Annotated in this window: 20 protein-coding genes and 3 riboswitches; of the genes, 9 read left to right on the top strand and 11 right to left on the bottom strand. The window is 70.7% G+C overall.

Going from position 1 to position 24299, the window contains the following annotated elements; all coding sequences use genetic code 11:
* Positions 1 to 5: 5 nt before the first annotated feature.
* Genes ACIQOE_RS22305 through ACIQOE_RS22320 form a run of 4 tightly spaced genes read left to right on the top strand, consistent with a single transcriptional unit; the run spans position 6 to position 3869 of the window.
* Entirely contained in the window at positions 6 to 1154 is a 1149-nt protein-coding gene (locus tag ACIQOE_RS22305) for an acyl-CoA dehydrogenase family protein (protein WP_399010853.1), read from the top strand.
* Complete coding sequence (locus tag ACIQOE_RS22310; RefSeq protein ID WP_401413188.1) at positions 1151 to 2215, top strand: enoyl-CoA hydratase/isomerase family protein; 1065 nt, start codon at positions 1151 to 1153, stop codon at positions 2213 to 2215. Before ACIQOE_RS22305 ends, ACIQOE_RS22310 begins: the two co-directional genes overlap by 4 nt.
* On the top strand, positions 2212 to 3093 hold the full coding sequence (gene mmsB, locus ACIQOE_RS22315) for a 3-hydroxyisobutyrate dehydrogenase (protein ID WP_401413190.1): 882 nt from the start codon (positions 2212 to 2214) through the stop codon (positions 3091 to 3093). Before ACIQOE_RS22310 ends, mmsB begins: the two co-directional genes overlap by 4 nt.
* On the top strand, positions 3090 to 3869 hold the full coding sequence (locus ACIQOE_RS22320) for an enoyl-CoA hydratase (protein ID WP_401413192.1): 780 nt from the start codon (positions 3090 to 3092) through the stop codon (positions 3867 to 3869). The genes mmsB and ACIQOE_RS22320 overlap by 4 nt, the downstream gene beginning before the upstream one ends.
* Before the next feature lie 71 nt (positions 3870 to 3940).
* On the opposite strand, the gene ACIQOE_RS22325 is transcribed toward ACIQOE_RS22320, so the two are convergent.
* A complete protein-coding gene (locus ACIQOE_RS22325) occupies positions 3941 to 4291 on the bottom strand; it encodes a hypothetical protein (protein ID WP_365559947.1) in 351 nt (116 codons plus the stop codon).
* Between the two features lie 347 nt (positions 4292 to 4638).
* Positions 4639 to 4713: riboswitch (cobalamin riboswitch) on the top strand.
* Positions 4714 to 4773: 60 nt separating this feature from the next.
* Here ACIQOE_RS22325 and ACIQOE_RS22330 point away from each other — a divergent pair.
* Both ACIQOE_RS22330 and ACIQOE_RS22335 read left to right on the top strand, forming a co-directional pair.
* Complete coding sequence (locus ACIQOE_RS22330; RefSeq protein WP_351324040.1) at positions 4774 to 4989, top strand: CbtB-domain containing protein; 216 nt, start codon at positions 4774 to 4776, stop codon at positions 4987 to 4989.
* Between the two features lie 25 nt (positions 4990 to 5014).
* Positions 5015 to 5890 (top strand): CbtA family protein, encoded by an 876-nt coding sequence (locus tag ACIQOE_RS22335; RefSeq protein ID WP_351324041.1) that lies wholly within the window; start codon positions 5015 to 5017, stop codon positions 5888 to 5890.
* A 70-nt stretch (positions 5891 to 5960) separates the two neighbouring features.
* On the opposite strand, the gene ACIQOE_RS22340 is transcribed toward ACIQOE_RS22335, so the two are convergent.
* Positions 5961 to 7394, bottom strand: coding sequence for a short-chain fatty acyl-CoA regulator family protein (locus ACIQOE_RS22340; RefSeq protein WP_365559950.1), 1434 nt, complete (start codon positions 7392 to 7394; stop codon positions 5961 to 5963).
* A gap of 192 nt (positions 7395 to 7586) precedes the next feature.
* Between ACIQOE_RS22340 and ACIQOE_RS22345 the strand changes: the two genes are divergently transcribed.
* The 3 genes from ACIQOE_RS22345 to ACIQOE_RS22355 are packed head-to-tail and all read left to right on the top strand — an operon-like array spanning position 7587 to position 11163.
* Positions 7587 to 9095 (top strand): MmgE/PrpD family protein, encoded by a 1509-nt coding sequence (locus ACIQOE_RS22345; protein ID WP_365576075.1) that lies wholly within the window; start codon positions 7587 to 7589, stop codon positions 9093 to 9095.
* Positions 9095 to 10003: a methylisocitrate lyase gene (prpB, locus tag ACIQOE_RS22350; RefSeq protein WP_401413195.1), complete on the top strand. Its 909-nt coding sequence runs from the start codon at positions 9095 to 9097 to the stop codon at positions 10001 to 10003. Before ACIQOE_RS22345 ends, prpB begins: the two co-directional genes overlap by 1 nt.
* Before the next feature lie 23 nt (positions 10004 to 10026).
* The gene (locus ACIQOE_RS22355) at positions 10027 to 11163 is read left to right on the top strand and encodes a bifunctional 2-methylcitrate synthase/citrate synthase (RefSeq protein ID WP_401413197.1); all 1137 of its coding nucleotides are present in this window, start codon (positions 10027 to 10029) and stop codon (positions 11161 to 11163) included.
* Here the strand turns inward: ACIQOE_RS22355 and folP are convergent, their stop codons facing one another.
* From folP to aceA, 9 genes are all read right to left on the bottom strand, one after another.
* Positions 11164 to 12015 carry a dihydropteroate synthase gene (folP, locus tag ACIQOE_RS22360; RefSeq protein ID WP_401413199.1) on the bottom strand — a complete coding sequence of 284 codons (852 nt, stop codon included), beginning with the start codon at positions 12013 to 12015 and terminating at the stop codon, positions 11164 to 11166. It lies immediately after the preceding gene.
* 32 nt (positions 12016 to 12047) lie between these two features.
* Entirely contained in the window at positions 12048 to 12959 is a 912-nt protein-coding gene (gene metF, locus ACIQOE_RS22365; protein WP_401413201.1) for a methylenetetrahydrofolate reductase [NAD(P)H], read from the bottom strand.
* Positions 12960 to 13053: 94 nt separating this feature from the next.
* The gene (gene nrdF, locus ACIQOE_RS22370; RefSeq protein ID WP_365559955.1) at positions 13054 to 14070 is read right to left on the bottom strand and encodes a class 1b ribonucleoside-diphosphate reductase subunit beta; all 1017 of its coding nucleotides are present in this window, start codon (positions 14068 to 14070) and stop codon (positions 13054 to 13056) included.
* Between the two features lie 14 nt (positions 14071 to 14084).
* Positions 14085 to 16253, bottom strand: coding sequence for a class 1b ribonucleoside-diphosphate reductase subunit alpha (gene nrdE / locus ACIQOE_RS22375; RefSeq protein ID WP_401413203.1), 2169 nt, complete (start codon positions 16251 to 16253; stop codon positions 14085 to 14087).
* The gene (gene nrdI / locus ACIQOE_RS22380) at positions 16223 to 16642 is read right to left on the bottom strand and encodes a class Ib ribonucleoside-diphosphate reductase assembly flavoprotein NrdI (protein ID WP_401413205.1); all 420 of its coding nucleotides are present in this window, start codon (positions 16640 to 16642) and stop codon (positions 16223 to 16225) included. The genes nrdE and nrdI overlap by 31 nt, the downstream gene beginning before the upstream one ends.
* Positions 16643 to 16824: 182 nt before the next feature.
* Positions 16825 to 17047: riboswitch (cobalamin riboswitch) on the bottom strand.
* Between the two features lie 254 nt (positions 17048 to 17301).
* On the bottom strand, positions 17302 to 19620 hold the full coding sequence (metE, locus tag ACIQOE_RS22385; protein ID WP_401413207.1) for a 5-methyltetrahydropteroyltriglutamate--homocysteine S-methyltransferase: 2319 nt from the start codon (positions 19618 to 19620) through the stop codon (positions 17302 to 17304).
* Positions 19621 to 19788: 168 nt separating this feature from the next.
* Positions 19789 to 20001: riboswitch (cobalamin riboswitch) on the bottom strand.
* Between the two features lie 199 nt (positions 20002 to 20200).
* Positions 20201 to 21070, bottom strand: coding sequence for a 3-hydroxybutyryl-CoA dehydrogenase (locus tag ACIQOE_RS22390; protein ID WP_351324057.1), 870 nt, complete (start codon positions 21068 to 21070; stop codon positions 20201 to 20203).
* The gene (gene aceB / locus ACIQOE_RS22395) at positions 21067 to 22662 is read right to left on the bottom strand and encodes a malate synthase A (RefSeq protein WP_401413209.1); all 1596 of its coding nucleotides are present in this window, start codon (positions 22660 to 22662) and stop codon (positions 21067 to 21069) included. The genes ACIQOE_RS22390 and aceB overlap by 4 nt, the downstream gene beginning before the upstream one ends.
* Before the next feature lie 80 nt (positions 22663 to 22742).
* Positions 22743 to 24026, bottom strand: coding sequence for an isocitrate lyase (aceA, locus tag ACIQOE_RS22400; protein WP_401413211.1), 1284 nt, complete (start codon positions 24024 to 24026; stop codon positions 22743 to 22745).
* Between the last annotated feature and the right edge of the window lie 273 nt (positions 24027 to 24299).

Below are 24299 nucleotides of genomic sequence, written 5' to 3' on the forward strand. Positions count from 1 at the left end.
CGGCGATGACCACCCTCCCGCTCACCGAGGACCAGCAGGCCCTCGTGGAAACCACTCTCGACTTCGCCCAGGACCATCTGGCCCCGCACGCCCTGGACTGGGACCGGGACAAGCACTTCCCGGTCGACGTCCTGCGCAAGGCGGCCGGACTCGGCCTCGGCGGCGTCTACGTCCGTGAGGAGTACGGCGGTTCGGGCCTGACGCGCTCCGACGGCGTCCTCGTCTTCGAGACCCTCGCCTCCGGCTGCCCGTCCATCGCCGGGTACCTCTCCATCCACAACATGGTCGCCTGGATGATCGACCGCTACGGCGACGCCACCCAGCGCGAGCGGTGGCTGCCCCGCCTGTGCGCCATGGAGGACCTGGCCGGCTACTGCCTGACCGAACCCGGCGCGGGCTCCGACGCGGCGTCCCTCACCACCCGGGCCGTCCGCGACGGCGACGGGTGGATCCTCACCGGGGCCAAGCAGTTCATCTCCGGCGCGGGCGCCGCGCAGTTGTACGTGGTGATGGCCCGGACCGGCGGCTCGGGACCCGACGGGATCTCCGCGTTCGTCGTCGACAAGGACGACCCGGGCGTCGGCTTCGGCCCGAACGAACGCAAGATGGGCTGGAACGCGCAGCCGACCCGCCAGGTCGTCCTGGACGGCGTCCGGCTCCCCGCCGACCGGCTCCTCGGCCGGGAGGGCGAGGGCTTCCGCATCGCGATGAACGGCCTGAACGGCGGCCGGCTCGGCATCGCCGCCTGCTCGCTCGGCGGCGCCCGCAGCGCCCTGGACCGCAGCCTGGCCCACCTCGCCGACCGGGAGGCGTTCGGCGGCCGGCTCCTCGACGAGCCGGCGCTGCGCCACCGCCTCGCCGACATGGCCACCGAACTGGCCGCCGCCCGCGCCCTGGTCCAGCAGGCCGCCCAGGCCCTCGACCGCGGCGACGCCGGCGCACCCTACCTGTGCGCCATGGCCAAGCGCTTCGCCACCGACACCGGCTACGCCGTCGCCGACCAGGCGCTCCAGCTCCACGGCGGCTACGGCTACCTCAGCGAGTACGGCATCGAGAAGATCGTCCGGGACCTCAGGGTCCACCGGATCCTGGAAGGAACCAACGAGATCATGCGCGTCATCGTGGCCCGCGGCCTGACGGAGGCGTTCGGATGACCGACGTCCTGTTCCGCACCGCGGGCCGGGCCGCCCACATCACCCTCGACCGCCCCAAGGCCCTCAACGCCCTCACCCACGCGATGGTGCTCGACATCGCCGACGCCCTCACCCGGTGGGAGCATGATCCGGCCGTCGCCACCGTCGTCCTCACCGGCGCCGGAGCACGCGGTCTGTGCGCGGGCGGTGACATCCGGGCCATCCACGACGACGCCCGCGACGGCGACGGAACCGCCTCGGCCGCCTTCTGGCGCGACGAATACCGGCTCAACGCCCGCATCGCCCGCTATCCCAAGCCCTACGTCGCCGTCATGGACGGCCTCGTCATGGGCGGCGGGGTCGGCGTCTCCGCGCACGGCAGCGTGCGTATCGTCACCGAACGGTCGCGGATCGCCATGCCGGAGACCGGTATCGGCTTCGTCCCCGACGTCGGCGGCACGTACCTGCTCGCCCTCGCGCCGGGTGAACTGGGCACCCATCTCGCCCTGACCGGCGCCCAGATCGGTGCTGCCGACGCCCTGCTGTGCGGCCTCGCGGATCACCACGTACCGTCGGCGGCAATCCCGGGGCTGATCGGCGACCTCGCCGACCTGCCCGTGCACGAGGCGCTCACCTGGCACGTCCGCCCGGCCCCGGAGGGAGAGCTGGCCCGCCACCGGGACTGGATCGACACCTGCTACGCGGCCGATACGGTGGAGGAGATCGTCGGCAGACTGCTCGACCACGGCGACGCGGCGGCCAAGTCCGCAGCCCAGACCCTGCTCGCCAAGTCGCCCACCGCCCTCAAGGTCACCCTGGCCGCGCTGCGCAGCGCCCGGCATCTCGGCCCGCTGGAGCGGGTCCTGGACCAGGAGTACCGCGTCTCCTGCCGGGCTCTGACCGCCCCCGACCTGGTGGAGGGCATCCGCGCCCAGGTCATCGACAAGGACCGCGACCCGCACTGGTCCCCGGCCACCCTCGCCGAGGTCACCGACGCCGACGTCGACCGCTTCTTCGCCCCGCTCGGCGACCGCGAACTGGGGCTCGCCGCATCCGACTCCGCCACGGAGGTGCCCTGGTGAGCACGACCCTTGCCTTCATCGGACTCGGCCACATGGGTGCGCCGATGGCCGCCAACCTGGTCAAGGCCGGACACCGGGTGCGCGGATACGACCTCGTGGCCATGCCCGGCCCCGGCGTGGAGCCCGCCGACTCCGCCTCCGAGGCCGTGGCGGACGCCGACGTGGTCATCAGCATGCTGCCCGCCGGCCGCCACGTCCTCGGCCTCTACGACGACATCCTCAACGCCGCCCGCCCCGGCACCCTCTTCGTCGACTGCTCCACCATCGACGTCGCCGACGCCCGCACCGCCCACGAGCGTGCCGTCGCGGCCGGGATGCGGGCGCTGGACGCACCCGTCTCCGGCGGAGTCGTGGGCGCCGAGGCCGCCACGCTCACCTTCATGGTCGGCGGCGGAGACACGGAGTTCGCCGAGGCCCGGCCACTGCTGGAGGCCATGGGCAAGAAGGCCGTCCACTGCGGCGGTCCGGGCGCCGGACAGGCGGCGAAGATCTGCAACAACATGATCCTCGGCGTCTCGATGATCGCCGTCAGCGAGGCGTTCGTCCTCGCCGAGAGCCTCGGCCTGTCGCACCAGGCGCTGTACGACGTGGCCTCGACCGCCTCCGGCCAGTGCTGGGCGCTCAGCGTCAACTGCCCCGTCCCCGGCCCCGTTCCGGCCAGCCCCGCCAACCGCGACTACCGGCCGGGATTCGCCGCCTCCCTCATGGCCAAGGACCTGGGCCTCGCCGCCAACGCGCTGCGTGCCGGCGGCGTCCGCGCCGAACTGGGCCTTCGCGCGGCCGACTTGTACGCCGATTACGCGGAACGGGTCGGATCCGACGAGGACTTCTCCGGCATCGTACGCACCATCAGGGACCAGAGCGGAGATCCGGCATGACCCTGGAACACGAGACGATCCTCGTCGAGCGCAAGGGCCGAACCGCCCTGCTCACCCTCAACCGGCCCAAGGCCCTCAACGCGCTGAACCTCCTGGTCATGAACGAGGTCGTGGCCGCCACCGAGGCCCTGGACCGGGACCCGGACTGCGGCTGCATCGTGATCACCGGGTCGGAGAGGGGATTCGCGGCCGGCGCCGACATCAAGGAGATGCAGCCGCAGGGATACATGGACATGTACCTCGCCGACTGGTTCAGCGCCTGGGACCGGCTCGGGCAGCTGCGCACGCCGACCGTCGCCGCCGTCGCCGGGTACGCCCTCGGCGGCGGCTGCGAACTCGCCATGCTCTGCGACATCCTGCTCGCCGCCGACACGGCCGTCTTCGGCCAGCCCGAGATCAAGCTGGGCGTGATCCCCGGCATCGGCGGCTCCCAGCGGCTGACCCGGGCCGTCGGCAAGGCCAAGGCCATGGAGATGTGCCTGACCGGGCGCACCATGGACGCGGTCGAGGCCGAACGCGCCGGGCTCGTCTCCCGCGTGGTCCCCGCCGACGAACTGCTCGGCGAGGCGCTGGCCGTCGCCGAGACCGTCGCGGGAATGTCGCTGCCGGTGGCGATGATGGCGAAGGAAGCGGTCAACCGCGCCTTCGAGACCACACTGGCGGAGGGCGTCCGGTTCGAGCGGCGCCTGTTCCACGCGGTGTTCGCGACCGCCGACCAGAAAGAGGGCATGGGGGCGTTCGCCGAGAAGAGGCCGCCCGAGTTCCGGCATCGCTGAGACGGATCGGGCTGGGTGTGGGAAGTACCCGCGTACTTCCCCGCCCAGCCCTTCGTGCGTGTGGCGGTGGCTCAGGTGGGCAGCGGCCTGTGGCGCCGCAGCAGCGCGGCCAGCGCACACCGCAGACAGCCTGCGTGGGCGTCCCGGTCTGACTCCGCGCTGTCGGAACAGGGCACCGAGGATGCCGCCGGTGCCGTCCCGGAACGCTCGGGGCACCCCTGCCAGGGTTCCGTCACGAGCGTCTCCAACTCCCTTAGCAGCTGTTCGGTCTGCTTCGCCTGGAGGGCGAGCACGCGCACGCGCGCGCTCTGGCCGCCGATCTGACGTCGAGTGGCGACGAGCTGCTCGTACTCCTGAGGGGTGAGGGCGACCGCCTCGTGGCCACCGAGAGTGATCCGGCGTGGATTGAGCCGTTTGGCCACTGGGTTCCTCCGATCGTCTCCGGGGTGGGTGCGTGATGTCGACCGCCGGATGACGGTGGCGGGTGGTCCGATGCCCTTTGTCTCCGGGAAACGCCGAGAGATATCCGGATGGTTCCTCGCGGCCGCGCGGCTGTCCTGAACGGTTCCGATCGTGACCGGAACGTCCCGCCGGGACGCGGCGATTGATCGCCCGGGTGGGCCCGCCGGGTCTCGTAAGCCTATCCGCTCCGACTCCGGGGACCGGTTCCGCGGCGGTCGCGAGAGACGAGGAATACCTTCCCTTGGTAAGGGCTTGATTGACCGATTATCCGAGATATTCGTACGCTCCGCATGTAGTGATGGCCTGAGGAAGCTGGTGGAAATCCAGCACGGTCGCGCCACTGTGACAGCACCGCCGGAGGGCGGGGGCTGGAGTCAGACACTGGGCCATCACGACGCTCCACTGAACCGAGGGACGCACGATCCCTGAAGGAGGCTCGTCGATGAGCAGCATGTCCGCGCCCACCGCAATTCCCACACCGGTGGTCCTGCCGGCGTCCAAGGCCGTGCTCTGGCTGGTCGGAACGGCGTTGATCGCGCTGGCCGTCTACTACTTCATCGGCGTCGACCAGGGCGCCTACTCGGTGTTCGGCAAGGACATGCACGTCCACGAGTTCGTGCACGACGCCCGTCACTTCCTCGGCTTCCCCTGCCACTGACGAGAACCGGCCCGGACACCTGAACATGGAAAAGAAACTCATCCTGCGCGGCATTCTGGCCGGCGCAGTAGCGGGTCTGCTCGCGTTCGTCTTCGCGCGCATTTTCGCCGAGCCGCAGATCGCCAAGGCCATCGACTACGAGAGCGGCCGCGATGCCGCACAGGCGGCCCTCGACAAGGCCGCCGGTCTGACCCCGGAGGCGGCGGGCCCGGACATCTTCAGCCGGACCATCCAGGCCAACGTCGGCATCGGCGTGGGCATGGTGTTCTTCGGCATGGCCATGGGCGCCCTGTTCGCCGTCGCCTACGTCATCTGCCTCGGCCGGGTCGGCAAGCTCCGCGCCCGGAACCTGGCCCTCCTCGTCGCGCTGGGCGGGTTCCTCGGGATGTACTTCGTGCCGTTCGTGAAGTACCCGGCCAATCCGCCGTCGATCGGTCACCCGGACACCATCAAGGACCGGGGCAACCTCTATCTCCTCATGGTCCTGTGCTCGGTCCTCTTCCTCGTCGGAGCGGTCTGGCTCGGCAAACGCCTCCAGGATCGGTTCGGCAACTGGAACGCCACCCTCCTGGCCGGCGGCGCCTACGTCGTCGCGATCGGCATCGTGATGGCACTGCTGCCGTCCCTCGGTGAACTCTCCGTCAATGTCCAGCAGTACGGCCACCACGCCACCGAGACACCGCTGCCCCTGACCGACCCCAAGGGCGCCATCGTCTACCCCGGCTTCCCGGCGGACGTCCTGTTCTCCTTCCGCTTCTACTCCGTCGCCGCCCAGGCCCTGCTGTGGGCCACCGTGGGTCTGGCCTTCGGCCCCATGGCCGAACGCCTCCTCGACCCCGCGACCCGGACCGCCACCGCGCCCGCCCCGGGCGGACAGCCGGAGCCGGTCTCCGCGGCGTGACGGATGCCACGGATGCTGCAGAGGGCCGTGCCGCTCGCACAGAGCACGGCCCTGCTGCCGTCCCCCGCGGTCAGAGGCCGCGGGTCTCCACCGGATACGGGACGTAGGTGCGCCGGTCGGGGTCGACGGCGAGCCGTCCGCCGGCCGGGGGCCTGGCCCGCTGGGCGCAGTCGCGGCGTTCGCAGATCCGGCAGCCGAGGCCGATCGGGGTGGCGGCTCGGGAGTCGTCCAGGGCGATGCCCTCGGCGTAGACGAGCCGGTGCGCGTGCCGCAGTTCGCAGCCGAGCGCGACGGCGAACTCCGCGCGCGGGGCGTGATGGCCGAAGCCGCCTCGCGTGATGGTCCGCGCGATCCAGAAGTACCGCTTGCCGTCGGGCATTTCGGCGACCTGGGTCAGTATCCGGCCCGGCGCGGAGAACGCCTCGTACACCGTCCACAGCGGGCAGGTGCCGCCGAGCCGCGAGAAGTGGAAGTCGGTCGCCGACTGCCGTTTGGAGATGTTCCCGGCCCGGTCGACACGGAGGAAGGAGAAGGGGACTCCGCGGCGGCCGGCGCGTTGCAGGGTGCTCAGGCGGTGGCAGACGGTCTCGAAGCCGACACCGAAGCGCGCGGACAGCAACTCGACGTCGTACCCCACCTCTTCGGCGGCGGCGTGGAAGCGCGTGTACGGCATGAGGAGCGCGCCCGCGAAGTAGTTCGCCAGGCCGATGTGAGCAAGGGCCGGGGACTGAGGTGAAGTCAATTCCGAACCGGTGTCGACGAGTTGGTCCAGCAGCGGGCCGTGCTCCAGCAGTGCGAGCTGGGTGGCGAGCTGGAACGCGCGCTGGCCGTCGCTGAGCCAGGGGGACAGGAACAGCAGCCCGGTGTCGGGGTCGAAGCGCCGGGCGTCGGGGGAGCGGTCCGGTGCGGCCTGGACGACCCGGACACCGTGCCGTTCGGCGAGATGGGTGGCCAGCGGATCGGCGGCCCGGCCCGGCCGCAGCTTCAGGGCGGCTGCCGTGCGTTCGGCCTCGGTGTCGAGGGGCTCGAAGTGGTTGTGGTGGGCGTAGAAGAAGTCCCGCACCTCGTCGTGCGGTTCCCCCGGAACCGGAGGAGCCTCCCCTGACGAGAGGACGGCCGCCTGCTCCGCCGCGTCCCGGTAGCGTCGGTGCAGCGCGACCAGGGCACGCGCCACCTCCGGATGGTCGCGGGCGGCCTCGGAGATCTCCTCGCCCGCGGGCAGCTCGACTCCGCACGCCTCGTCCGCCAGCGCGGTCCGCAGATCGGCGGCGAGCCGGTCCTCCGCCGCCTCGGAGAAGAACTCCGCGTCGACCCCGAAGACCTCGGCGATCCGCAGCAGCACCGGCGCGGTCAACGGGCGCTGACTCTGCTCGATCTGGTTCGCGTAGCTGGTGGAGATACCGAGAGCGTGGGCCATGTCGACCTGGTTCATGCCGTGCTCGCGCCGCAGCCGCCGCAGCTTGGCATGGGCGTAGACCTTGCGGTCCGCCGGACGTCGGGCCATGTCACACCTCCTCCACGGAAACCGGACGGTCCCCTGCGCACCTGCCCCTGCTTGCGAACATAGCATTCGCAGATTTCGCAGAATTCGCAGATTCGCAGCCCGGCACTGTACGGATTCCGCAGATTGGAGCGGTGGCCCGGAGATCCCCGCACGGGCAGGCTCGACGGTGTCAGCACCTTGAGGAGGAGTCTCGTGATCGAGCACCACGTCCGTGTCCATCCCAGCGCCGACCGGTTGCCCCGGGAGGAGCAGCTCGCCTGGAAACTCGCCGCCGTGGCGACGGCCACCGAGGAACTGGACACCGACAGCGCCGCGATGGCCGTCAACCGGGTGATCGACAACGCCTCGGTCGCCGTGGCCTCGCTGCTGCGCCGCCCGGTCGCGGTCGCTCGTGCCCAAGCCACGGCGCACGGCGCCACCGCCCCCGGCGCCGCCGTCTTCGGCAGCCGTGCGCGAGTCTCCCCGGAGTGGGCCGCCTGGGCGAACGGCACGGCCGTGCGCGAGCTGGACTTCCACGACACCTACCTGGCCGCCGACTACTCGCACCCCGGCGACAACATCCCGCCCCTGCTCGCGGTCGCCCAGCACACCGGCCGCACGGGCGCCGACCTGCTGCGCGGGATCGTCGCCGCGTACGAGATCCACGTGGCTCTGGTGAAGGGCATCTGCCTGCACGCCCACCGCATCGACCACGTGGCCCACCTCAGCGCCGCCACCGCCGGCGGTCTGGGCGCCCTGCTGCGGCTGCCGACGGAGACCGTCTGTCAGGCGGTCCAGCAGGCCGTGCACACCACGACGGCCACCCGTCAGTCCCGCAAGGGCGAGATCTCCAGCTGGAAGGCGTACGCGCCCGCGTTCGCCGGCAAGGCCGCGATCGAGGCCGTCGACCGGGCAATGCGCGGCGAGACCTCCCCGTCGCCGATCTACGAGGGCGAGGACGGCTTCCTCGCCTGGATGCTCGACGGCCCGGAGTCGGACTACACGGTGCTGCTGCCCGAGCCGGGCGAGCCGCGCCGCGCGATCCTCGACACCTACACCAAGGAGCACTCCGCCGAGTACCAGGCCCAGGCGATCATCGACCTGGCCCGGCGGCTGCGGGAGAAGGCCGGACCGCTGGAGCGGGTGCGCTCGGTCGTCCTGCACACCAGCCACCACACCCACCACGTGATCGGCTCCGGTGCGAACGATCCGCAGAAGTACGACCCGACGGCCAGCCGCGAGACCCTCGACCACTCGGTGCCGTACATCTTCGCGGTCGCCCTGGAGGACGGCGCCTGGCACCACGAGCGCTCCTACGCCCCCGAGCGTGCCCAGCGCCCCGGGACGGTGGAGCTGTGGCGGAAGATCACCACGGTCGAGGACCCGGAGTGGACCCGCCGCTACCACGACCCCGACCCGGACCGCCGCGCCTTCGGCGGCCGTGCGGTGATCACCTTCGACGACGGCTCGGTGATCGAGGACGAACTGGCCGTGGCCGACGCCCATCCGGCCGGTGCCCGCCCCTTCGACCGCCCCGCCTACATGGCCAAGTTCCGCACGCTGGCCGAGGGGATCGTCGCCCCGGCCGCGCAGGACGCGTTCCTGGACGCTGCCGAGCACCTCGGCGAGCTGGGGACCGCGGACCTGGACGGGCTGTTCCCGGTGGTCGACACCGACGCTGTCGCCGCGTACGACGCACGGCTCCCGAAGGGCCTGTTCTGATGCTGCTCCACACCCGCACCACCCCAGCCGAACGCCGCCGCGCCTTCCGCGAACAGCTCGCCTCCGGACGGCTGTTGCGCATGCCCGGCGCGATCAACCCGCTCTCCGCCCGTCTCATCCAGGACACCGGGTTCGACGCCGTCTACCTCTCGGGCGCCGTTCTCGCGGCAGACCTGGGGCTGCCCGACATCGGCCTCACCACGTCCAGCGAGATCGCCGCCCGAGCGCAGCAGACGACCCGGGTCACCGACCTGCCCGTCCTCATCGACGCGGACACCGGCTTCGGCGAACCCATGAACGCGGCCCGCACGGTCCAGCTCCTGGAGGACGCGGGACTGGCCGGACTGCACCTGGAAGACCAGGTCAACCCCAAGCGCTGCGGCCACCTCGACGGCAAGACCGTCACACCGCGCGAGGAGATGGTCCGCCGGATCCGGGGCGCCGTCGACGCCCGCCGGGACCCTGACTTTCTCCTGATGGCCCGCACCGACGCCCGCTCCGTCGAGGGCCTCGACGCGGCGATCGAGCGGGCGAAGGCGTACGTCGACGCGGGCGCCGACGCGATCTTCCCCGAGGCGCTCGCCGACGAGGCGGAGTACGAGGCGTTCCGCAAGGCCGTCGACGTGCCACTCCTCGCCAACCTGACCGAGTTCGGCAAGACCCCGCTCCTGGACACCCGCACCTTGGAGAACCTCGGCTACAACATCGCCCTCTACCCGGTCACGCTGCTGCGGATCGCCATGGGAGCGGTGGAGGACGGCCTGCGCACGATCGCCGCCGAGGGCACCCAGAAGTCCCTGCTGCCGGCCATGCAGACCCGCTCCCGGCTCTACGAACTCCTCGGCTACGAGGAGTACTCGGCCTTCGACTCGGCCGTCTTCGACTTCACCCTCCCGCCCGGCACCTGACGCACGCACCGGAAGGCTTCGCCATGACCACCAGCGCACCCGAGATCCACCGCGGCCTCGCCGGTGTCGTCGTCGACACCACCGAGATCTCCACCGTCATCCAGGAGACCAACTCCCTCACCTACCGCGGCTATCCGGTGCAGGACCTGGCCGCCCGCCGCTCCTTCGAAGAGGTCGCGTACCTCCTGTGGTACGGCGAACTCCCCGACGACCGCCAGCTGGCGGAGTTCCAGGCCCGGGAGCGCGCCCTGCGCCCGCTGGACCGCACCACCGCCGAACTCCTCACCCGGCTGCCCGAGACCTGCCACCCCATGGACGTCCTGCGCACCGCCGTCAGCTTCTTCGGTGCCGAGGACCCCACCGAGGACGACGGCAGCCCCGCCGCCAACCGGGCCAAGTCCCTCACCCTGCTGGCGAAACTGCCGACGGTCGTCGCCGCCGACCAGCGGCGGCGCAAGGGACTGGACGCGATCCCGCCGAACCCCGACCTCGGCTACGCGGAGAACTTCTTCCACATGTGCTTCGGCAGCGTCCCCGCCCCCGAGGTGGTCCGCTGCTTCGAGATCTCCCTGACCCTGTACGCCGAACACAGCTTCAACGCCTCGACGTTCACCGCGCGCGTGGTCACCTCCACCCTCTCCGACCTCTACAGCGCGGTCACGGCCGCGATCGGCGCGCTGAAGGGCCCGCTGCACGGCGGCGCCAACGAAGCCGTGATGCACATGCTCAACGAGATCGGCGACCCGCAGCGCGCGGAGCAGTGGCTGGACCAGGCACTCGCCGACAAGCGGAAGATCATGGGCTTCGGCCACCGCGTCTACAAGCACGGCGACTCCCGTGTCCCGATCATGCAGGAGGCCCTGGACCGCCTGGTCGCCCGCGCCGCCGACCCCGAGGTCACCCGCCAGGCCACCCTGCACGCGGCCCTGCGGCACGCCATGATCCAGCGCAAGGGCATCCACCCGAACCTGGACTACCCCGCCGGGCTCGCCTACCACCTGATGGGCTTCGACATCCCCGCTTTCACCCCGATCTTCGTGATGAGCCGCATCACCGGCTGGACGGCCCACATCACCGAGCAGCTCGCCCACAACTCCCTGATCCGGCCCCTCGCCTCCTACGACGGCCCGGAGCAGCGGTCGGTGCCGGCCGCCCGGTGATCACCAGCCGCTCTCCTTGGCCGACTCCAGGGCCTCGAACACCGTCAGCGCGTCACGGAGAGCGGCGACGTCGTGGGTGCGGATGTAGTCCGCCCCACTGCGCGCGGCGTACAGTTCCGCGGCCAGCGTGGCCGGACCGATACCGGAAACCGCGCTCCCGGTGAGCGTCCGCAGGAACGACTTCCGGGACGGGGACACCAGCACCGGTACGTCGAAGCGGGCCTTGAGCCGCTCCAGTCCGGCCAGGGTCCGCAACGACGGTTCGGGACCGCTGCCCAGGAAGTGACCCAGTCCCGGATCGATGACCAGCCTGTCGCGTCCGATACCGGCGGCCTCCAGCGCGGTCAGACGTTCGGCGAAGAACTCCTCTATCCCCCGGCACACCCGCGCCGGATCGGTCCGTACCTCGGTGGCCGGGCCGCGCCGCTGCACGGAGTGCATGACGACGAGCCGGCATCCGGTCCCGGCGAGCTCCACGTACCGCTCGGGATCGGCGAAGCCCTGGATGTCGTTGAGATACGCGGCGCCGCGTGCCGCGGCGAACAGCTGTGTGGTCGGCTGGTACGAGTCGACCGACACCGGCACCCCTTCGGCGACCAGCTGGTCCAAGACGTCGGCCAGCCGTCCGACTTCCTCCTCCGCCGAGACCTTCTCGGCTCCGGGATGACTGGCGGCAGGGCCGAGTTCGATCACGTCGGCGCCCTCCGAGCGCAGCCGGTGCGCGTGTGACACGGCGTCCCGTGCGGTCAGGAACCTGTTCCCGTCCGAGAAGGAGTCCGTGGTGATGTTGACGATCCCGACCAGTCGCGGCCGATGAATGCCTACCGGTGAGGTGTGTGAATGCTGGGCCATGGCGGTGCCTCCCGGGTTGCTGGGGGGGGGTCTCAGATGGGGAGTTCGAGGTTTCGGTAGATCTCGGTCGTCACCGTGGAGAAGTTCATCGTCATGAAGTGCAGTCCGGGAGCCCCTTCGGCGAGCAGCCGGCGGCACATCTCGGTGGCGTGGTCGATGCCGAGCGCCCTGACCGCTTTCGGGTCCGCCTCGGCGGCGAGCATCCTCTCGGCCAGCCGGTCGGGGAACGCGGCGGTGGAGAGGGTGGGGATGCGCCGCAGGGAGCGGACGGTGGTGACCGGCATGATCTCGGGGATGATCGGTGTGCGGCAGCCGGCCGCGGCCACCTGGTCGCGGAAGCGGAGATAGCTCTCGACGTCGAAGAACATCTGGGTGATGGCGTAGTCGGCTCCGGCCCGGCACTTGCCGACGAAGTGGCGGATGTCGCTGTCCCGGTCGGGGGAGCGCGGGTGCATCTCGGGGAACGCGGCGACGCCGACGCAGAAGTCCCCGGACTCCCTGATCAGGCTGACCAGCTCGGCGGCGTACCGGACGCCCTGCGGATGCCTGGTCCAGGGGCCGAGCGGGTCACCGGGCGGGTCGCCGCGCAGGGCGAGGATGTTGCGTACCCCCTGGTCGGCATAGTGACCGAGGATGTTGCGCAGCTCGGCGACGCTGTGACCGACCGCGGTGAGGTGGGCGACCGGGGTGAGCGTGGTCTCCGCGGCGATCCGCCCCGTGATGTTGACGGTACGGCCGCGTGTCGAACCGCCGGCGCCGTAGGTCACCGAGACGAAGGTGGGGGACAGGCCCTCCAGCCGGCGGATCGCCGTCCAGAGCCCGGCTTCGGCCGCCGCCGTGCGCGGCGGCATGAACTCGAAGGAGTAGGAGCGGCCTCCTCGCGCGAGCAGGTCGCGGATGGACACGGCGCTGTCCCCCCGCTTGCTGGGGATACCGAGAGCCATACGAACAGTCCTCCATCGCTTTCTACGGGACCTGACCGCCCAGGACGGTGATGTTCTGGGCGGTCTTGAGCCAGGGGGTGATGCGAGCGGCTTCTCAGAAGTCCCAGTCGTCGTCGGCGGTGTCCTCCGCCTTGCCCATGACGTAGGAGGAGCCGGAGCCGGAGAAGAAGTCGTGGTTCTCGTCCGCGCCCGGGGAGAGCGCGGCCAGGATCTCCGGATTGACCTCGGTCTCGTCCGCGTCGAAGCGCGCCGGGTAACCGAGGTTCATCAGCGCCTTGTCGGCGTTGTAGCGGACGAACACGGCGACGTCGTCCATCAGCCCGAGCGGCTCGTACAGCTCGCCCGAGTACCGGAGTTCCAGCTGGTAGAGCTCTTCGAGGAGTGCGTACGTGAAGTCGCGCATCTCCTGCTGCCCGGCCGGAGTCAGCTTCTCCAGGCCACGCTGGTACTTGTAGCCGGAGTAGTAGCCGTGCACGGCCTTGTCGCGCAGGATCAGCCGGATCATGTCGGCGGTGTTGGTGAGCAGGGCGTGGGTGGAGAAGTGCAGGGGGAGGTAGAAGCCGGCGTACAGCAGCAGGGAGGACAGGAGGGTGGAGGCGACCTTCCGCTTGAGCGGGTCGTCGCCGTAGTAGTACGCCAGGACGGTCTTGCAGCGCTGCTGGAGGACGTCGTTGTCCACGGCCCACCGGTAGGCGTCGTCGATCTCGGGGGTGCCGGCGAGGGTGGAGAAGACGGACGAGTAGCTTCGGGCGTGGACGGCCTGCATGAAGGCGATGTTGGTGTAGACGGCTTCCTCGTGCTCGGTGCGCGCGTCCTGGATCTGGGCGATCTCGCCGACGGTCGCCTGCACGGTGTCGAGCATGGTCAGGCCGGTGAACACCCGCATGGTCAGGGTGCGTTCGTCGGCGGAGAGCTTCTGCTGCCAGGCGGTCACGTCGTTGGAGAGCGGGACCTTCTCGGGCAGCCAGAAGTTGGCGGTGAGCCGGTTCCACACCTCCAGGTCCTTCTCGTCGGTGACGCGGTTCCAGTTGACCGGGCGCAGGCGCGCGGCGGGGTCGTGGCGGTAGGACGGCGGGGTGACCGAGAGCTCGGTCAGCGGGACGGTGGTCATGACGGGTGTGTTCCTCACAGCGCGCAGGACAGGCAGTTCTCGATCTCGGTGCCGGCCATGGCCTCCTGGCGCAGCCGGATGTAGTAGAGGGTCTTGACGCCCTTGCGCCAGGCGTGGATCTGCGCCCTGTTCAGGTCGCGGGTGGTGGCGGTGTCGCGGAAGAAGAGGGTGCAGCTCAGGCCCTGGTCGACGTGCTGGGTGGCGGCCGCGTAGGTGTCGATGATCTTCTCGTAGCCGATCTCGTACGCGTCCTGGAAGTACTCCAGGTTGTCGTTGTCCATGTGGGGCGCCGGGTAGTAGACGCGGCCGAGCTTGCCCTCCTTGCGGATCTCCACCTTGGAGGCGATGGGGTGGATGGACGCGGTGGAGTCGTTGATGTAGCTGATGGAGCCGGTGGGCGGGACGGCCTGGAGGTACTGGTTGTAGATGCCGTGCTCGCGTACGGACTTCCGGAGTTCACGCCAGTCGTCCTGGGTGGGGAGGCGGATCCCGGCGGTCGCGAACAGGCCGCGGACGCGCTCGGTGGCCGGCGTCCACACCCGCTCCGTGTACTTGTCGAAGTACGACCCGTCCGCGTACGCCGAGTCCGCGAACCCGTCGAAGGCGGTGGCGCGCTCGGTCGCGATCCGGTTCGAGGCGCGCAGCGCGTGATAGGCGACGGCGTAGAAGTACATGTTCGTGAAGTCGACGCCCTCCTCGCTGCCGTAGTGGATGCGCTGCGAGGCGAGGTAGCCGTGCAGGTTCATCTGGCCGAGGCCGACGGAGTGGGTGAGGCGGTTGCCGTGCGCCACGGAGGGGACGGCGTCGATGTCGGACTGGTCGGAGACGGAGGTCAGGCCGCGTACCGCGGTCTCCACGGTCGCGCCGAAGTCCGGGGAGGCCATGGCCTGCGCGATGTTCAGCGAGCCCAGGTTGCAGGAGATGTCCTTGCCGACCGTCTCGTAGCCGAGCGCGACGTCGTACGTGCTGGGCGTGTTGACCTGGAGGATCTCCGAGCACAGGTTGGACATGTTGATCCAGCCCGAGATCGGGTTGGCCCGGTTCACGGTGTCCTCGAACAGCAGGTACGGGTAACCGGATTCGAACTGCAGCTCCGCGATCGTCTTGAAGAACTCGCGGGCGCTGAGCGTGGTCCTGCGGATGCGCGGGTTGGCGACCAGGTCGTCGTAGTGCTCGCTGACGGAGAGGTCCGACAGCGGGGTGCCGTACTCGCGCTCGACGTCGTAGGGCGAGAACAGGTGCATGTCCTCGTTGCGCTTGGCGAGTTCGAAGGTGATGTCCGGGACGACCACACCGAGGGAGAGGGTCTTGATGCGGATCTTCTCGTCCGCGTTCTCCCGCTTGGTGTCCAGGAACCGCATGATGTCCGGGTGATGGGCGTGCAGGTACACCGCGCCCGCGCCCTGCCGCGCGCCGAGCTGGTTGGCGTAGGAGAAGGAGTCCTCCAGGAGCTTCATCACGGGGACCACGCCGGAGGACTGGTTCTCGATCTTCTTGATCGGAGCGCCCTGTTCCCGCAGGTTGGTGAGGAGGAGGGCCACACCGCCGCCGCGCTTGCTGAGCTGGAGCGCGGAGTTGATGCCGCGCCCGATGGACTCCAGGTTGTCCTCCATCCGCAGGAGGAAGCAGGAGACCAGCTCGCCCCGCTGGGCCTTGCCCGCGTTGAGGAAGGTGGGCGTGGCGGGCTGGAAGCGGCCCGTCATCATCTCGTCGACGAGCCGGGAGGCCAACTGCTCGTCGCCGGCACCGAGATACATCGCGGTGGAGACCACCCGGTCCTCGTACCGCTCCAGGTAGCGGGAGCCGTCGAAGGTCTTCAGGGTGTACGACGTGTAGTACTTGAAGGCACCCAGGAAGGTGCGGAACCGGTGCTCATGGGCGTACGCCCGCCGGTACAGTCCCTCGACGAACTCCCAGGTGTAGGCGCGGATGGGCGCCTCCTCGTAGTAGTCGTTCTCGATCAGGTAGTCGATCTTCTCCTTCAGGGACCCGAACTCCACGGTGTTCGGGTTGACGTGCTGGAGGAAGTACTGGCGGACGGCTTCGCGGTCCTGGCCGAACTGGATGTTGCCGTCGCAGTCGTACATGTTCAGCATCGCGTTGAGCGCGTGGTAGTCCCTGCGGGTACCGACCGATTCACGCTGAGCGGCGATCACGCCGCCGTCGACGAGTGTCGTGTCCAAAACCTCTGCAGTCCTTCCTTCACGGCGCGGACGTCGCGGTCCGTGCCCAGCAGTTCGAATCGGTACAGCTCCGGGACCCGGCACTTCGCGGAGATCACGCGGCCGGCCAGGCAGTAGTCCGCCCCGAAGTTGGTGTTGCCGGAGGCGATCACGCCGCGCAGGAGCGTGCGGTTGGCCTCGACGTTCAGAAAGCGCACCACCTGCCTCGGAACCGCACCGGCGCGTTCGCCACCGCCGTACGTCGGCACGATCAGTACGTACGGCTCGCTGACCTGCGGCATGCCTTCGCGGCGCGGGTGCAGGGGGATGCGTGTGGCGGGCAGGCCCAGCTTGTCCACGAAGCGTCTGGTGTTCTCCGAGACGCTGGAGAAATACACGAGACCGCTCATCGGCCGCCGCCTCCCTCTCGCTCGTTCCCGTCGTCCGTCCGAGGACCGGGAGGAGAGGAGCGCGGCGGCGGGTACGGGCGAACACCGGGGCGGAGGCGGCGAAACGGTGTGCCTGTCCTGACCCGGGTCCGTGCGTCTGCCACGCGGCCCTCCCTCGGGGCCTCGGAGCGCGCACACCGCTGTCCGGCATGCGCGCCGGTGGCAGGTCTTCGGACTCGCGGGCGCGTCCTCCGGCCGGAGGACATCTACTGGCCGTCGCTTCCCAGGCCCTTTGCGTCGGACCCAGTGCGTATGACGGCGGTCGTTCCCACTCACCGCTGCGGGGCAGCCCCGGATTCCCACCGGGTTCCCTCTTGCCTCGTCGGACACAGCCGTGCCCGGCGAACCACCAGCACCAGCAACACTACATCTAGAAAGAGGCGAGCGCATGCACCCCAGATATTGTGTTGGCGGCAAGAGTTAGGGATACCTAAGTCGACCCTTGTCCGGATGAGTTGCCTCCGCGTCCGGTGCGCCCCGAGCCGGCGATGGCGCGTACCCGGTGCGCCGGTCGGCGTATACGGACAGGGCCCCCCTTCCTACCTCGGTCGTGCGGGTAGCGCTGGGCGGGGCCGGGACGTCGGCGACGTCCCGGCCCAGTGGAACCTCCGGTCTTTCGGTCAGGTGGCGGGCAGCTCGCCCCGGACCGTGCGGGCCGCGGCGACCAGGTTCTCCAGGGAGGCCCGGGTCTCGGGCCAGCCGCGGGTCTTCAGGCCGCAGTCGGGGTTGACCCAGAGCCGTTCCGCGGGGATGGCCTTGAGGCCGGTGCGGAGCAGGCCGGCCGCCTCCTCGGCGCTCGGGACGCGCGGGGAGTGGATGTCGTAGACACCGGGACCGGCCTCACGCGGGTAGCCGTGCGAGGCGAGTTCGCGGGCCACCTGCATGTGCGAGCGGGCCGCCTCCAGGCTGATGACGTCCGCGTCGAGGTCGTCGATGGCCTGGACGATGTCACCGAACTCGGCATAGCACATGTGGGTGTGGATCTGGGTGTCCGGACGGACGCCGGAGGTGCTGAGCCGGAACGCCTCGGTGGCCCAGGCGAGGTAGGCGGGCCGGTCGGCGGCGCGCAGCGGAAGGGTTTCGCGCAGCGCGGGCTCGTCCACCTGGATGACCGAGGTGCCCGCCGTCTCCAGGTCGTTCACCTCGTCGCGCAGGGCGAGGGCGACCTGGCGGGCGGTGTCGCCGAGCGGCTGGTCGTCGCGGACGAAGGACCAGGCGAGCATGGTGACCGGGCCGGTCAGCATGCCCTTGACCGGGCGGTCGGTGAGGGACTGCGCGTACGTCGTCCAGCGCACGGTCATCGGCTCGGGCCGGGAGATGTCGCCGGCCAGGACCGGCGGCCGCACGTAGCGGGTGCCGTAGGACTGGACCCAGCCGTGCTGGGTGGCCAGGTATCCGGTGAGCTGTTCGGCGAAGTACTGCACCATGTCGTTGCGTTCGGGTTCGCCGTGCACGAGGACGTCGATCCCGGTCTTCTCCTGGAAGGAGATGACCTCCTGGATCTCGGTCCTGATGCGCTCCTCGTAGCCGGCGGTGTCGATGCGTCCGGTGCGCAGGTCGGCGCGGGCGACGCGGAGTTCGGCGGTCTGCGGGAAGGAGCCGATGGTGGTGGTCGGCAGCAGCGGCAGTCCGAGGCCGGCGCGCTGGGCGGCGGCCCGTTCGGCGTAGGGCTGGGAGCGGCGGGCGTCGGCGTCGGTGACGGCGGCGGCCCGCGCGCGGACGGCCGGGTCGTTGGTGATGGGCGAGCCGGCGCGGGAGGCGAGGTCGGCGCGGTTCGCCGAGAGTTCGCCGGTGACGGCGTCCGTGCCCTGGGCGAGGCCCTTGGCGAGGGTCACGATCTCGGCGGTCTTCTGCTTCGCGAAGGCGAGCCAGCGCAGAATCTGCGGGTCGATGTCCCGTTCGGCGGCCGCGTCGAGCGGCACGTGGAGCAGGGAGCAGGACGCGGCCACGTCGACGCGGTCGGCGAGGCCCAGCAGGGTGCCGAGCGTGGACAGCGACTTCTGCAGGTCGTTGATCCAGATGTTGCGGCCGTTGACGACGCCGGCGACCAGCCGCTTGCCGGGCAGTCCGCCGGCGGCGGCCAGCGCCTCCAGGTTGGCGGCGGCGGCCTCGGTGAAGTCCAGCGCGAGTCCTTCCACCGGGGCCTTGGCCAGCACGGGGAGGGCGTCGCCGAGACGGTCGAAGTAGGAGGCGACCAGCAGCTTCGGCCGGTCGGTGAGCGCACCGAGGTCGCGGTAGGCGCGCTCGGCGGCGTTCAGTTCGGCAGGCGTGCGGTCCTGGACCAGGGCCGGCTCGTCCAGCTGCGCCCACTCGGCACCGGCCGCCCGCAGGTCCGCGAGGACCTCGGCGTACACCGGGAGGAGCCGGTCCAGCAGGGTGAGCGGCTCGAAGTCGGCGGGGGCGCCCGGGGCGGGCTTGGCGAGGAGGAGATAGGTGACCGGGCCGACCAGGACGGGGCGGGCGGTCAGGCCGAGGCCCAGGGCCTCCGTCAGCTCGGCGACCTGCTTCGCCGTGTTCGCGGTGAAGACCGTGTCCGGGCCCAGCTCGGGCACCAGGTAGTGGTAGTTCGTGTCGAACCACTTGGTCATTTCGAGCGGCGCGACGTCCTGGGTGCCGCGGGCCATGGCGAAGTAGCCGTCGAGCGCGTCGGCGTCCACGGCGTCCCGGTGGCGCTCCGGGATCGCGCCGACCATGACGGTGGTGTCCAGGACGTGGTCGTAGTACGAGAAGTCGCCGGTGGGCACCTCGTGGACGCCGGCGTCGGCGAGCTGCCGCCAGGTGTTCCGGCGGAGTTCGGCGGCGGTGCTCCGGAGGGCGTCGGCGGTGACGCGGCCCTTCCAGTAGCCCTCGATCGCCTTCTTCAGCTCACGGTTGTGGCCCTGGCGGGGGTAGCCGTACACGGTGGCCCGTGCTGCCGCGGCTGCGGACTTCGATGTCACGGAGATCTCCTTCGCGAGATGAATCCCTGAGATCCCGGGGACCGGGGGAGCGCGAAGGGTATGACGCACCGGACGGCGGCGACCCCGCGCGGCAAGGGCACGGTCGTCCCGTCTGGTATGCACGCCGACCCGCCCACGAGGTCACCGGGGGTATCCGCGCACGGAACGGTCCGCGCGCGGGCAGTCGGCAGGTCTTCGGACTCGCGGGCACGCCCTCCGGTCTCCCGGCGGACACCTACCGGCCGTCGCTTCCCAGGTCCGGTACGTCGGACCCAGTGCGTATGACGGCGTTCGTTCCCACTCACCGCTGCGGGGCAGTCCCGGATTCCCACCGGGTTCCCTCTTACGACGCCCTGTCCGGCTGACAGGGCGAACCAGCTGCTGGGACCACCCTAGGGGGTATCGCCCGGCGGTGAAGCGCGCCGTCCACGATGCGGAAGGTGACACAGGACACGAGTGGAATGGCCGGAGGGCGGGAAGCGCCACCCTCGCGCTTCCCGCCCTTTTCCAGTCGCACCGTGCGGGGACCCTCATCCCCGTACGGCGGTGCGGGCCCCTCGGCCCGCGTCGGACCAGGCCCTCAGTCCTGGCCGTAGGTGTGGAATCCGCGGCCTGTCTTCCGGCCGAGGAGTCCTGCCTCGACCATCCGCTGGAGCAGCGGCGGCGGGGCGTACAGGGGTTCGCGGAACTCGTCGTACAGGGACTCCGCGATCGAGGCGACGGTGTCCAGGCCGATCAGGTCGGCGAGTCTGAGCGGCCCCATGGGGTGGGCGCAGCCCAGTTCCATCCCGGCGTCGATGTCGGCCGCGGTGGCGAAGCCGGATTCGGCCATTCGGACGGCCGAGAGGAGGTAGGGGACGAGCAGTGCGTTGACGACGAAGCCCGCCCGGTCCTGGGACCTGATGACCGTCTTGCCGAGCGAGCGGGCCGCGAAGTCCTCGACCAGGGCGGTCGTCCCGGCCGACGTGTGCAGGGAGGTGACCACCTCGACGAGGGGCAGGACCGGGACCGGGTTGAAGAAGTGCAGGCCCACCACCCGGTCCGCCCGGCCGGTCGCCATGCCCAGGCGCATGACCGGCAGCGAGGAGGTGTTGGTGGCCAGGACGGCCTCGGGGTCCTCGACGGTCTTGTCGAGGGCGGCGAAGACCTCCGTCTTGGCCGCGGGGTTCTCGATGACGGCCTCGATGACGAGCTGCCGGTCGGCGAGGTCGTCCAGGCTGCCGGTGAACGCCGTCCGGGCGAGCGCGTCCCGTGCCGCGTCCCGCTCCAGTTTCCCGCGGCCGACCGCCCGGTCGAGCGATGCGGTGATCCGGTCGCGGGCCGCGCGGGCGGCGATCGCGTCGACCTCGCAGACGACGGTGTCGAGCCCGGCCCGTGCGCACACCTCGGCGATCCCGGCGCCCATCTGGCCGCCGCCGACCACGCCGATACGGGTGAGGCCCGCGCTCATGCCCGGACCTCCGGCCGGCGCACGAGGTGCCGGGAGTAGGCGTCCGGGGTGAAGAAGAGCGGCAACTCGCCGGTCATCGCCGTCCGTTCGAAGAGGCCGCGGATGTCGTCGACCGGTGCCCACGGATAGTCGGCTCCGAGCGCGGCGATCTCGTCGTCGAGGATCTGCTCCACGGTCCGGCGGTCGACGACCCGGTGGCGCAGCCACTGCCAGATCTGCACCCGGGCGATCTCCGCGGTCGCGGCGTCCTCCATCAGCCCGTCCAGTGCCACGGCACCCTGCCCCCGCAGCCAGGCGGCGTAGTACCGCAGCGCCACGGAGACGTTGGTGCGGACGCCCTCGGGGCTGGGAGGGCCGCTGATCCGGCGCACGGACAGCAGGTCGGCGGGGGTGACGTCGACGTCCTCGCGGGTGCGGTCGCGCTGGTCGGGCCGGTCGCCGAGGACGCCGTCGAAGGCCGTGCGGCAGACCTGGACCAGTCCGGGGTGGGCGACCCAGGAGCCGTCGAAGCCGTCCTCGGCCTCGCGTTCCTTGTCCAGGCGTACGGCGGCCAGGACGGCCTCGTTCGCGGCGGGGTCCTTGGCGGGGACCTGGGCGGCCATGCCGCCGATGGCGTGGGCGCCGCGGCGGTGGCAGGTGCGGACGAGGAGTTCGGTGTAGGCCCGCATGAAGGGGGCGGTCATCGTGACCTTGGCGCGGTCGGGGAGGAGGAAGTCGGTGCGGTGGCCGAAGGTCTTGATGACGCTGAACAGGTAGTCCCAGCGGCCCGCGTTGAGGCCGGCGCTGTGCTCGCGCAGTTCGTGGAGGATCTCCTCCATCTCGAAGGCGGCGGTGATCGTCTCGATCAGGACGGTGGCGCGGACCGTACCCCGCGGGATTCCGAGAAGCTCCTGGGCGAGGACGAAGACGTCGTTCCACAGCCGGGCCTCGTAGCGGTTCTCCAGCTTGGGGAGGTAGAAGTACGGGCCGTACCCGGCGTCGATCTGCCGCTGCGCGCAGTGGAAGAAGTACAGGCCGAAGTCGACGAGGGCGGCGGGCACGGGCCGGCCATCGTACTCCAGGTGCTCCTCGTCCAGGTGCCAGCCCCGCGGCCGGACCATGATGGTGGCCGGCCGGTCGCTGTCGCCCAGGCGGTACTCCTTGCCCTCCTCGGTCGTGAAGTCGATGCGCCGCTCGATCGCGTCCAGCAGGACGAGCTGCCCGGAGACGAGGTTGTCCCAGGTCGGCGCCGTGGCGTCCTCGAAGTCCGCCATCCACACGCTCGCGCCGGAGTTGAGGGCGTTGACGGCCATGCGCCGCTCGGGCGGGCCGGTGATCTCGACACGGCGGTCGGCCAGACCGGGCGCGGGCGGGGCCACCCGCCAGCCGCGGTCGGCGCGGACGGCGGCCGTGACCATGGGGAAGTCGAGCGGGGAGCCGGCCGCGAGCCGGATTGCCTGCCGCCGGCGTTCCTTCAGCAGACCCTCGCGGCGTTCACCGAACTCGGCGGCGAGCCGGCCGACGAAGTCCAGGGCGGCGGGGGTGAGGATCTCGTCGTGCCGGGTGCCCGGCGCGGCCAGGACACGGACGTTCTGCGCGAGGGTGGTGGACATCGCAACTCCTGAACGGGGAGCGGGCTTACGGGGGTTGCCGCCCGGCCCCGGTCATGGCCGGGGCCGGGCTCAGGTGCTGCCTAGTGGAACTGCTCCTCCTCCGTGGACCCGGCCAGCGCGGTCGTGGAGGAGGCGGGGTTGACGGCGGTGGAGACGAGGTCGAAGTAACCGGTGCCGACCTCGCGCTGGTGCTTGACCGCGGTGAAGCCCTGAGCCTGCGCGGCGAACTCCCTCTCCTGGAGGTCGACGTAGGCGGTCATGCCGTGTTCGGCGTAGCCGCGGGCCAGGTCGAACATGCCGTGGTTCAGGGAGTGGAACCCGGCCAGGGTGATGAACTGGAAGCGGTAGCCCATCGCGCCCAGCTCGCGCTGGAACTTGGCGATCTGGTCGTCGTCCAGGGCGGCCTTCCAGTTGAAGGACGGCGAGCAGTTGTAGGCGAGCATCTGGTCCGGGTACCGGGCGTGGATCGCCTCGGCGAACTCGCGGGCCTGCGCCAGGTCGGGCGTGCCGGTCTCGACCCAGATCAGGTCCGCGTACGGGGCGTAGGCGAGGCCGCGCGCGATGACCGGCGCCATGCCGTTGCGGACCCGGTAGAAGCCTTCGGAGGTGCGCTCGCCGGTGACGAACTCGGCGTCGCGCTCGTCCACGTCGGTGGTCAGGAGCGTGGCGGCCAGGGCGTCGGTGCGGGCGATGACCAGGGTCGGCACGTCGGCGATGTCGGCGGCGAGGCGGGCCGCGTTGAGGGTGCGGATGTGCTGCGAGGTCGGCACCAGGACCTTGCCGCCGAGGTGGCCGCACTTCTTCTCGGAGGCGAGCTGGTCCTCGTAGTGGATGCCGGCCGCGCCCGCCGCGATCATCGCCTTGGTCAGCTCGAACGCGTTCAGCGGACCGCCGAAGCCGGCCTCCGCGTCGGCGACGATCGGCGCCAGCCAGTCGGTGGTGTCGCCCGCGTTCTCGGCGGTGGCGATCTGGTCGGCGCGCAGCAGCGCGTTGTTGATCCGACGGACCACCTGCGGAACGGAGTTGGCGGGGTAGAGGCTCTGGTCGGGGTAGGTGTGCCCGGCCTGGTTGGCGTCGGCGGCGACCTGCCAGCCGGACAGGTAGATGGCCTGCAGACCGGCCTTGACCTGCTGCACGGCCTGGCCGCCGGTGAGCGCGCCGAGGGCGTGGACGTAGTCCTGCTCGTGCAGCTGGCGCCACAGCCGCTCGGCGCCGCGCCGGGCCAGGGTGGCCTCCTCGCGGACGGAGCCGGAGAGCCGTACGACGTCCTCGGCACGGTAGGTGCGCTCGATGCCCTGCCAGCGCGGGTCGGTGGCCCAGCGCCGCGCCAGATCCTCGGCCGCCTGCGTCCTCGCTTCTGCCATGACTGTCACCGTCTCCTCGGTCTGTGCCGGTTGCCAATCCCGCCGTCGGAACACCACGGGGGTGGCACTGCGTGTCGTTTCATTGAGGTGCGGCCCGCCGTCGCCCCGGAGGGCGAAGCCGAGCAATGCTGTCGACGTGAACCGCCGTGGAGGCCGGGATCTCCGACGTCAGGGCGGAGAATCGGACCCCGGTTCCGGGCGGTGGCTGCCGGGTCCGGCGGGCCGCACTACGACTCTGGCACTGGCACTGAGTGCCAGCAACCGTGGACCAAT

It is taken from the genome of Streptomyces sp. NPDC091282, from assembly GCF_044757385.1.
GTDB lineage: Bacteria > Actinomycetota > Actinomycetes > Streptomycetales > Streptomycetaceae > Streptomyces > Streptomyces gramineus.